The organism is Streptomyces sp. NPDC060198 (assembly GCF_042728415.1).
GTDB lineage: Bacteria > Actinomycetota > Actinomycetes > Streptomycetales > Streptomycetaceae > Streptomyces.
In genome coordinates this window covers 1-8143 of sequence record NZ_JBHWZJ010000310.1, presented here as the reverse complement: position 1 = coordinate 8143, position 8143 = coordinate 1, and the positions used below count along the sequence as shown (strand labels likewise).

Sequence of the window (8143 nt, the reverse complement as noted above, 5' to 3'; positions counted from 1 at the left end):
GCGCCCGCCCCCGTACCCCCGCCCCGGGCCCGTCGCCCGTCCCTGGGTCACCCCGTGAGGGCGCAGCACGCCCTGCGGGACCGCCCTCAGTGCCAGCGGCTGACCTCGACGTTCTCCAGGACCCCGAGGGCGTCCGGGACGAGGACGGCCGCGGAGTAGTAGGCCGTGACCAGGTACGAGATGATCGCCTGCTCGTCGATGCCCATGAAGCGGACGGAGAGGCTCGGCTCGATCTCGTCCGGGATGCCGGTCTGCTGGAGGCCGATGACGCCCTGCTCGGACTCGCCGGTCCTCATGCAGATGATCGAGGTGGTGCGGGCCTCGGTGATCGGGATCTTGTTCGACGGGAAGATGGGCACCCCGCGCCAGGCGGGCACGTGCTGTCCGCCGACGTCCACGCTCTCCGGGACCAGTCCGAGCCGGTTGCACTCGCGGCCGAAGGCGGCGATGGCGCGCGGGTGGGCGAGGAAGAGCTTCGATCCGCGCCGCCGGGAGAGGAGTTCGTCCATGTCGTCGGGGCTGGGCACCCCGGCGTGGGGCTGGAGCCGCTGGCCGTAGTCGCAGTTGTTGAGGAGGCCGAACTCCCGGTTGTTGATCAGCTCGTGCTCCTGGCGCTCGCGGAGCGCCTCGACCGTGAGCCGCAACTGCTGCTCGGTCTGGTTCATCGGTTGGTTGTACAGGTCCGCGACGCGGCTGTGCACCTTCAGTACGGTCTGGGCGACGCTGAGTTCGTACTCGCGGGGCGACGCGTCGTAGTCCACGAAGGTGTGCGGGACGACGGCTTCGCCGACGTGGCCGGCGGAGAGGTCGATCGCCGCCTCGCCGTACTTGTTCGTCCGCTGCTGCGGGATGGCGAGCAGCCCGGCGAGGTGGTCGCGGAGGGTACCCACCCGCTCGGCGAGGTTGAGTACGTCGGCACGGCTCAGCGTCAGCAGGGTGCAGGCGGTGGCCGCGCGGGTGGTGAACTCCCACTGGGCGTCGCCCTCCACCAGGGAGTGGTCTCCGAAGTACGAGCCGTCCGCGAGGACTCCGAGCACCGTCTCGTCGCCGTAGGGGCCCGTGCCGATCTTCTCCACCCGGCCGTGGGCCAGCAGGTAGACCCGGTCGGCCGCGTCCCCCGAAGCGGCGATGACCTCCCCCGCGGCCACGTCGCGCTGTTCACAGCGCCGGGCCAGTTCGGCGAGCGCCTCCTCGTCCGCGTAGTCGCGGAGCGCGGGCAGTTCACCGAGCTCGGCGGGGATGACCGCGACCCGGTCGCCGGTCTGCACGAAGGTCACCCGGCCGTCTCCCACCGAGTAGCTGAGCCGACGGTTCACCCGGTACGTGCCGCCCTGTACCTGCACCCACGGCAGCATCTTCAGCAACCACCGGGAGGTGATCTCCTGCATCTGCGGCGCGGACTTGGTGGTCGTCGCGAGGTTCCTCGCAGCGGCAGTGCCGAGACTCTGCTGCGGCGTGCCCTGCGTGTCGCGAACCTCTTCACCAACGGACATCTGACGGGTCCTCTCGATCATGGGCTGAGCTGCGTGAAGAAGCCTTTCAGCACGGAGTGTCGCTACGCCATTACACAAAAGAGTGCGACTAAAAGGGGTGAGGGCGGGGCAAGCACGGTCCCGCGACGCCCGTCGAGGCCGATAACTTGCATGTGAGATACCAATTAAATAGGGTGCTCTCATGCGGCTGACGAGATTCACCGACGTGGCGTTGCGGGTGCTGATGCGCCTCGCCGTCATGGAGAACGGCGAACCGCCGACCACCCGTGAGGTGGCGTCGGTCATGCGGGTGCCCTACACCCACACGGCCAAGGTGGTCGCCCGGCTCCAGCACCTCGGCCTGGTCGAAGCGCGCCGGGGACGCGGCGGCGGGCTCGCCCTCACCGGAGCGGGCCGCACCGCCTCGATCGGCGGGCTCGTCCGCGAACTCGAAGGCGAGGGCGACGTGGTGGAGTGCGAGGGGGACACCCCCTGCCCGCTGCTCGCCGCCTGCCGGCTGCGCGGCGCCCTGCGCCGGGCCCAGGAGGCGTTCTTCGCGGAGCTCGACCCCCTCACCGTCACCGAGCTCGTCGCCTCGCCCACCGGGCCGCTGCTCATCGGTCTCGGCACCGGCCCCCCGGACACCGGCTGAACCGGCGCGGACCGCACAGCCCCGGCCGGGTGCGCACCCCGAAGCGTGCGTGCCGGGCGTCGCCGGACAGACGGGACTTTCGCAACACGCTTCAAAGCGCGTTGCGAAAGTCCCGCCCGTACCAATAAATACGCATCTCGCATACCAATTCAACATCCGAGGAGTCCCGATGCTCTCCGAGCAGTCGACCGCCACCGTCCGCGCCACCCTCCCCGCCGTCGGGGCCGCCATCGGGGACATCGCCGGTCTCTTCTACCAGAAGCTCTTCGCCGCACACCCCGAACTGCTGCGGGACTTCTTCAACCGGGGCAACCAGGCCGCCGCCACCCAGCAGCGCGCCCTCGCGGGCTCGGTCGCCGCCTTCGCGACGATGCTGGTCGAAAACCCGGACACCCGCCCCGACGTGATGCTGAGCCGGATCGCCCACAAGCACGCCTCACTCGGCGTCACGGCCGGGCAGTACGAGGTGGTGCACACGCACCTCTTCGCCGCCATCGCGGAGGTACTGGGCGACGCGGTCACCCCGGAGGTCGCCGCCGCCTGGGACGAGGTCTACTGGCTGATGGCCAACGCCCTGATCGCCATCGAGGACCGGCTCTACGCGGAACGCGGCGTCGCCGCCGGCCAGGTCTGGCAGGAGTGGGAGGTGGCCGGGCGCACGGAGGAGACCGCCGACGTCACCACCTTCACGCTCCGCCCCGCCGACGGCACCCCGGCCCCCGCGTTCCGGCCCGGCCAGTACGTCTCCGTACAGGTGGAACTCCCGGACGGCGCGCACCAGATACGCCAGTACAGCCTCTCCGGCGCCCCGGGTGCCGCGTCGCGCTCGATCACCGTCAAGCGGGTGCACGGCGGCGACGGGCCGGACGGCGAGGTCTCCGCGCACCTGCACGCGCACGTCCGTCCCGGCGACCGGCTGCGCGTCTCGCTGCCGTACGGCGACCTGACGCTCGGCGCGGCCGCCGGCACGGAGCCGGCCGCCCCGCTGCTGCTCGCCTCGGCGGGGATCGGCTGCACCCCGATGCTGTCGTTCCTGGAGCACCTCGCGGCCACCGGCCACGACGCCCCGGTCACGGTGGTGCACGGCGACCGCTCCCCCGCCGACCACGCGCTGCGGGCCGACCACGCACGGCTGACCGCCGGGCTCAAGAACGGCGCCGCCCACTTCTGGTACGAGCACCCCGAGGCCGGCCACCCCGCCGAGCGCACCGGACTGGTCGATCTGAGCGGGCTGACCGTCGCCCCCGGCACCCGTGCCTACCTCTGCGGCCCACTGCCCTTCATGCGCGCCGTGCGTACGCAGCTGCTGGCCAAGGGGGTACCGGCGGCGGACATCCACTACGAGGTGTTCGGCCCGGACCTCTGGCTCGCCCAGGACTGAGATCCGGGCGGTGGGGGCGGCGACACTGGGGGGATGAGCCCGACCGATCCGCCCGCCGTCCCCGCCGCCCCCTCCGGCCCGCACCCCGCAGCCGCGGACCCCGCGTCCGCACTCCGCCCGCGGCTGCCCTCCCCGCTGGTGGAGGCGCCCGACGAGCGGTTCGGGCGGCACGGGGTGACGCTGCTGCTCAAGCGGGACGACCTGATCCACCCGGACCTGCCGGGCAACAAGTGGCGCAAACTGGCGCCCAATCTCGCGGCGGGCGACGGACGCCCGGTGCTGACCTTCGGCGGGGCGTACTCGAACCATCTGCGGGCGACCGCCGCCGCCGGACGGCTGCTGGGCTTCGCGACCATCGGGGTCGTACGCGGCGACGAGCTGGCCGGCCGGCCGCTGAACCCCTCGCTGGCCCGGTGCGCGGCCGACGGGATGCGGCTGCACTTCGTGGACCGGGGGACGTACCGCGCCAAGGACGAGCCGCGGGTGCTGGCGGCGCTGCTGGACCGCTTCGGGGACGTGCGGGTCATTCCGGAGGGCGGCAGCAACGCGCGGGCGGCACAGGGCTGTACGGAGCTCGGGCGCGAGCTGCGGGGGCGCACCGAGGTCGCGGCAGTGGCATGCGGCACCGGGGGCACTCTGGCGGGCCTGGCGGCAGGGCTGCGCCCCGGCCGGCGGGCCCTCGGCGTCGCGGTGCTGCGCGGCGGCTTCCTCACCGACGCGGTGCGCGGCCTCCAGCGCGAGGCCTTCGGCGGCCCTGCCGGGCGGTGGTCGGTGGAGGACCGGTTCACCTTCGGCGGGTACGCCCGTACGACACCGGAACTCCACGCGTTCGCCGACGACTTCGAGGACCGGCACCAGCTGCCGGTCGAGCGGATCTACGTGGCGAAGCTGCTGTTCGCGCTGACCGCGCTGGCCGGGGAGGGCGCGTTCGCCCCGGGCACCCGGGTGACCGCGGTGATCACCGGGCGCCCGGAGCCGGATCCGGGGGCGTGACGTCCGCCGGAGTTCATTCGGCGTCCGACTCCCGGTAGGCGGCGGCCTCTTCGAGGTCGAGGCGGCGCAGCAGGGTGCGCAGCATCTCGTCGTCGATGCGGCGGTCGTCGCGGAGGCGTACGAACACCTCGCGCTCGGCCTCGATCATGTCGCGGGACAGCCGGCGGTAGGTGTCGTCGGCGGACTCGCCGGTGAGCGGGTTGGCGGCGCCGAGGCGTTCCCAGACGGCGTTGCGGCGGCGTTCCATGACGGTGCGCAGCCGGTCCGCGAGGGGTTCGGGGAGGCTGTTGCGCTGGTCCGAGAGCAGGTCGTCCAGCCGTTGTTCGGCCGCCGTGGACGCCTCGCTCTGGGCCTGCGCCTCGGCGAGGGTCTGCGCCTGCGGGTCGGGGCCCGGCAGCTTCAGCAGCCGGACCAGCAGCGGCAGGGAGAGTCCTTGGATGACCAGGGTCCCGATGACGGTGGTGAAGGTGAGGAAGAGCACCAGGTTCAGGGCCGGGAAGGGCTCGCCGTCGTCCATGGTCGCCGGGATGGAGAAGGCGATGGCGAGCGAGACGACCCCGCGCATCCCGGCCCAGCCGACGATCAGCGGGGAGGTCCAGTTGGTATCCGGTTCGCGGGCGCGGATGCGGGCGGAGAGCCGGCGGGGCAGGTAGGTGGCGGGGTAGACCCAGAGGAAGCGGACCACGACGACGGCGACGAACACGGCGACGGCGTAGCGCACGGCGTCCCACACGGCATAGGTGCCGAGCCCCTTCAGCACGAAGGGCATCTGGAGCCCGATGAGGGCGAAGACGGCGGACTCCAGCACGAAGGCCACCATCTTCCAGACGGCGGCCTCCTGGAGGCGGGTGGCGAAGTCGACCTGCCAGGAACGGTGTCCGAGGTACAGGGCGACGACGACCACGGCGAGCACGCCGGAGGCGTGCACCCGCTCGGCCGCCGCGTACGCCACGAACGGGATCAGCAGGGAGAGGGTGTTCTGGAGCAGCGCCTCCTTGAGGTGGGTGCGCAGCCAGTGCAGCGGGACCATCAGCAGCAGGCCGACCAGGACGCCGCCGACGGAGGCGAGCAGGAACTCCCACACCCCCTCGCCCCAGCTCATCCCCGCGCCCACGGCGGCCGCCAGGGCCACCTTGTAGGCGGTGATCGCGGTGGCGTCGTTCACCAGGGACTCGCCCTGGAGGATGGTGGTGACCCGGGCGGGGAGGCCGACCCTGCGGGCGATGGCGGCGGCGGTCACGGCGTCGGGCGGGGCGACGACCGCGCCGAGCACCAGCGCGGCGGGCAACGGCAGGTCGGGTACGAGGAGATAGGCGAGCCAGCCGACCGCGAGCGTCGCGAAGAGGACGTAGCCGACCGACAGCAGCGCGACGGGCCGGGCGTTGGCCCGCAGGTCCAGGTAGGAGCTGTCCACTGCGGCGGTGTACAGCAGGGGCGGCAGCAGCAGCGGCAGCACGATGTGCGCGTCGAGGGTGTACGGGGGCACACCCGGCAGGTAGGCGGCCAGGAGTCCTACGGCTACCAGCAGCAGCGGTGCGGGCACGGGGGTGCGCCGCGCGGCACCGGCTACCGCGGCACTGGCCGCGACCAGTGCGACCAGGGGCAATGCGTCCATCGGTCGGTCCTCACATCCGTCGTAACCTGGCCATCATGAGTGAGTGCCCGCACGTATCCGAATTGCCCCGCCCCGAGCCGACCCCGCTCAGTGCCACCTGCCTGGAGTGCCGGGACGCCGGTGCGCACCCCGTGCAGCTGCGGCTCTGCCTGACCTGCGGGCACGTCGGCTGCTGCGATTCGTCACCGCTCAGGCACGGAACGGGACACGCCCGGGAGAGCGGGCACTGCGTCATGCGCAGCTTCGAGCCGGGCGAGAGCTGGCGCTGGTGCTACGAGGACGGTTCGATCGTCTGACGTCTGGGTACGTCAAACCGGCGCCGGTTCTTCGGAATTGTGCGCCACCGAACCCGAAAGCCCCTGCCTGCGAGGTCCGTCCCCGTCACGGGCGAACAATCCCGGTCACGGCACTAGCCACTGTCAGTACCTCCGTGCTTACCATGTGTGACCCCCACCGGTTGGGCTCGCGGCGACACGGCATCATGTATCGCGATAGCGTCGCCCCGACCGAGAACCGACGACCGACCGAACGGTTGCGGACATGTTCCGGAACCTCGAACGAGTTTGTGCCACCTTGGAGGTGAGGGTGTCCCAGATCGCAGGCGAACCCGGGAACCAGGACTTCGTGGAGGTCCGGCTGCCCGCCGCGGGTGCCTACCTGTCGGTGCTGCGTACGGCTACGGCCGGCCTCGCGGCGCGCTTGGACTTCACTCTCGACGAGATCGAGGACCTTCGCATCGCGGTCGACGAGGCCTGCGCGATCCTGCTCCAGCAGGCCGTGCCCGGCTCCGTCCTCAGCTGCGTGTTCCGGCTCGTGGACGACTCCCTCGAAGTGACCGTGTCGGCCCCGACCACGGACGGCCGGGCACCGGAACGCGACACCTTCGCGTGGACGGTGCTCGCCGCGCTGGCGGGCAAGGTCGAGTCCACGGTCGCCGACGACCGGACGGTCAGCATCAGCCTCCACAAACAACGCGGCGCGGGACCCGGGCCGGCGTGAGCGACGGGAACGGGGAAGGTGCTGTGCGGGACGATTCGATGCGATCGGGGGCGGCGCACCCTACCGCCGTCCCCGAGCAACAGGCCCGCCCGCACCCGGTGGACGGGGCGGACGGGACGGACGGGCCCTCGGGGCTCACGGTCGCGGCGGAGCAGGCGGAGCGGGCGGGCCAGATGAGCGAGCACGGGCATCACGATCCCAACGACCGCAGCGGTGCGCGGGCGCTCTTCGTAGTGCTCCGGGACCTGCCGGACGGGTCGCCGGAGAAGGCCGAACTGCGCAACCGGCTGGTCCGGATGCATCTGCCGCTGGTGGAGCATCTGGCCCGCAGGTTCCGCAACCGGGGCGAGCCGCTGGACGATCTCACCCAGGTCGCCACGATCGGCCTGATCAAGTCGGTGGACCGGTTCGATCCGGACCGGGGCGTGGAGTTCTCCACGTACGCGACGCCGACCGTCGTCGGGGAGATCAAGCGCCACTTCCGCGACAAGGGCTGGGCGGTCCGGGTGCCGCGCCGCCTCCAGGAGCTGCGGCTTTCGCTGACCACGGCCACCGCCGAGCTCTCCCAGCAGCACGGCCGCTCGCCGACCGTGCATGAGCTGGCGGAGCGGCTCGGCATCTCCGAGGAGGAGGTGCTGGAGGGGCTGGAATCGGCCAATGCCTACAGCACCCTCTCGCTGGACGTACCGGACACCGACGACGAATCACCGGCCGTCGCGGACACGCTGGGCTCGGAGGACGAGGCGCTGGAGGGCGTCGAGTACCGCGAGTCCCTGAAGCCGCTGCTGGAGGGGCTGCCGCCGCGCGAGAAGCGGATTCTGCTGCTGCGTTTCTTCGGCAACATGACCCAGTCGCAGATCGCCCAGGAGGTGGGCATCTCGCAGATGCACGTCTCCCGGCTGCTGGCCAGGACGCTCGCGCAACTGCGCGAGAAGCTCCTGGTCGAGGAGTAGCCGGCCCGGTCAGCGCTCGGCGCCGGGCGGCCGGATGCCGAGGTCGATGGTGGTCGCCGGGTTGACCAGCATCACCAG

8 protein-coding genes are annotated in these 8143 nt (G+C 71.9%); 6 read left to right on the top strand and 2 right to left on the bottom strand.

Annotated elements, in window-relative coordinates; translation table 11 throughout:
* Window positions 1-86 precede the first annotated feature (86 nt).
* Entirely contained in the window at window positions 87-1493 is a 1407-nt protein-coding gene (locus ACFWEP_RS27495) for a family 2B encapsulin nanocompartment shell protein (RefSeq protein ID WP_387373884.1), read from the bottom strand.
* Between the two features lie 181 nt (window positions 1494-1674).
* Between ACFWEP_RS27495 and ACFWEP_RS27490 the strand changes: the two genes are divergently transcribed.
* The 3 genes from ACFWEP_RS27490 to ACFWEP_RS27480 all read left to right on the top strand — a co-directional run bounded on the left by ACFWEP_RS27490 (window position 1675) and on the right by ACFWEP_RS27480 (window position 4498).
* Window positions 1675-2124 carry an RrF2 family transcriptional regulator gene (locus tag ACFWEP_RS27490; RefSeq protein WP_387373882.1) on the top strand — a complete coding sequence of 150 codons (450 nt, stop codon included), beginning with the start codon at window positions 1675-1677 and terminating at the stop codon, window positions 2122-2124.
* 169 nt (window positions 2125-2293) lie between these two features.
* Window positions 2294-3505, top strand: coding sequence for a globin domain-containing protein (locus ACFWEP_RS27485; protein WP_387373881.1), 1212 nt, complete (start codon window positions 2294-2296; stop codon window positions 3503-3505).
* A 33-nt stretch (window positions 3506-3538) separates the two neighbouring features.
* Entirely contained in the window at window positions 3539-4498 is a 960-nt protein-coding gene (locus ACFWEP_RS27480; RefSeq protein ID WP_387373879.1) for a 1-aminocyclopropane-1-carboxylate deaminase/D-cysteine desulfhydrase, read from the top strand.
* Between the two features lie 13 nt (window positions 4499-4511).
* On the opposite strand, the gene ACFWEP_RS27475 is transcribed toward ACFWEP_RS27480, so the two are convergent.
* Window positions 4512-6113 (bottom strand): Na+/H+ antiporter, encoded by a 1602-nt coding sequence (locus ACFWEP_RS27475; protein ID WP_387373877.1) that lies wholly within the window; start codon window positions 6111-6113, stop codon window positions 4512-4514.
* Window positions 6114-6148: 35 nt separating this feature from the next.
* Here ACFWEP_RS27475 and ACFWEP_RS27470 point away from each other — a divergent pair, with 35 nt between their 5' ends.
* The 3 genes from ACFWEP_RS27470 to ACFWEP_RS27460 all read left to right on the top strand — a co-directional run bounded on the left by ACFWEP_RS27470 (window position 6149) and on the right by ACFWEP_RS27460 (window position 8065).
* Window positions 6149-6409: a UBP-type zinc finger domain-containing protein gene (locus tag ACFWEP_RS27470; protein WP_387373876.1), complete on the top strand. Its 261-nt coding sequence runs from the start codon at window positions 6149-6151 to the stop codon at window positions 6407-6409.
* A 289-nt stretch (window positions 6410-6698) separates the two neighbouring features.
* Window positions 6699-7112, top strand: coding sequence for an anti-sigma regulatory factor (locus tag ACFWEP_RS27465; RefSeq protein ID WP_266708962.1), 414 nt, complete (start codon window positions 6699-6701; stop codon window positions 7110-7112).
* Window positions 7001-8065 carry an RNA polymerase sigma factor SigF gene (locus tag ACFWEP_RS27460; RefSeq protein ID WP_387373874.1) on the top strand — a complete coding sequence of 355 codons (1065 nt, stop codon included), beginning with the start codon at window positions 7001-7003 and terminating at the stop codon, window positions 8063-8065. Before ACFWEP_RS27465 ends, ACFWEP_RS27460 begins: the two co-directional genes overlap by 112 nt.
* The last annotated feature ends 78 nt before the right edge of the window (window positions 8066-8143 follow it).

Excerpts from the sequence above, each read along its gene's own strand:
- ACFWEP_RS27495 (WP_387373884.1), bottom strand. The coding sequence starts at position 1,493 with ATGTCCGTTGGTGAAGAGGTTCGCGACACGCAGGGCACGCCGCAGCAG.
- ACFWEP_RS27490 (WP_387373882.1), top strand. The coding sequence starts at position 1,675 with ATGCGGCTGACGAGATTCACCGACGTGGCGTTGCGGGTGCTGATGCGC.
- ACFWEP_RS27485 (WP_387373881.1), top strand. The coding sequence starts at position 2,294 with ATGCTCTCCGAGCAGTCGACCGCCACCGTCCGCGCCACCCTCCCCGCC.
- ACFWEP_RS27480 (WP_387373879.1), top strand. The coding sequence starts at position 3,539 with ATGAGCCCGACCGATCCGCCCGCCGTCCCCGCCGCCCCCTCCGGCCCG.
- ACFWEP_RS27475 (WP_387373877.1), bottom strand. The coding sequence starts at position 6,113 with ATGGACGCATTGCCCCTGGTCGCACTGGTCGCGGCCAGTGCCGCGGTA.
- ACFWEP_RS27470 (WP_387373876.1), top strand. The coding sequence starts at position 6,149 with ATGAGTGAGTGCCCGCACGTATCCGAATTGCCCCGCCCCGAGCCGACC.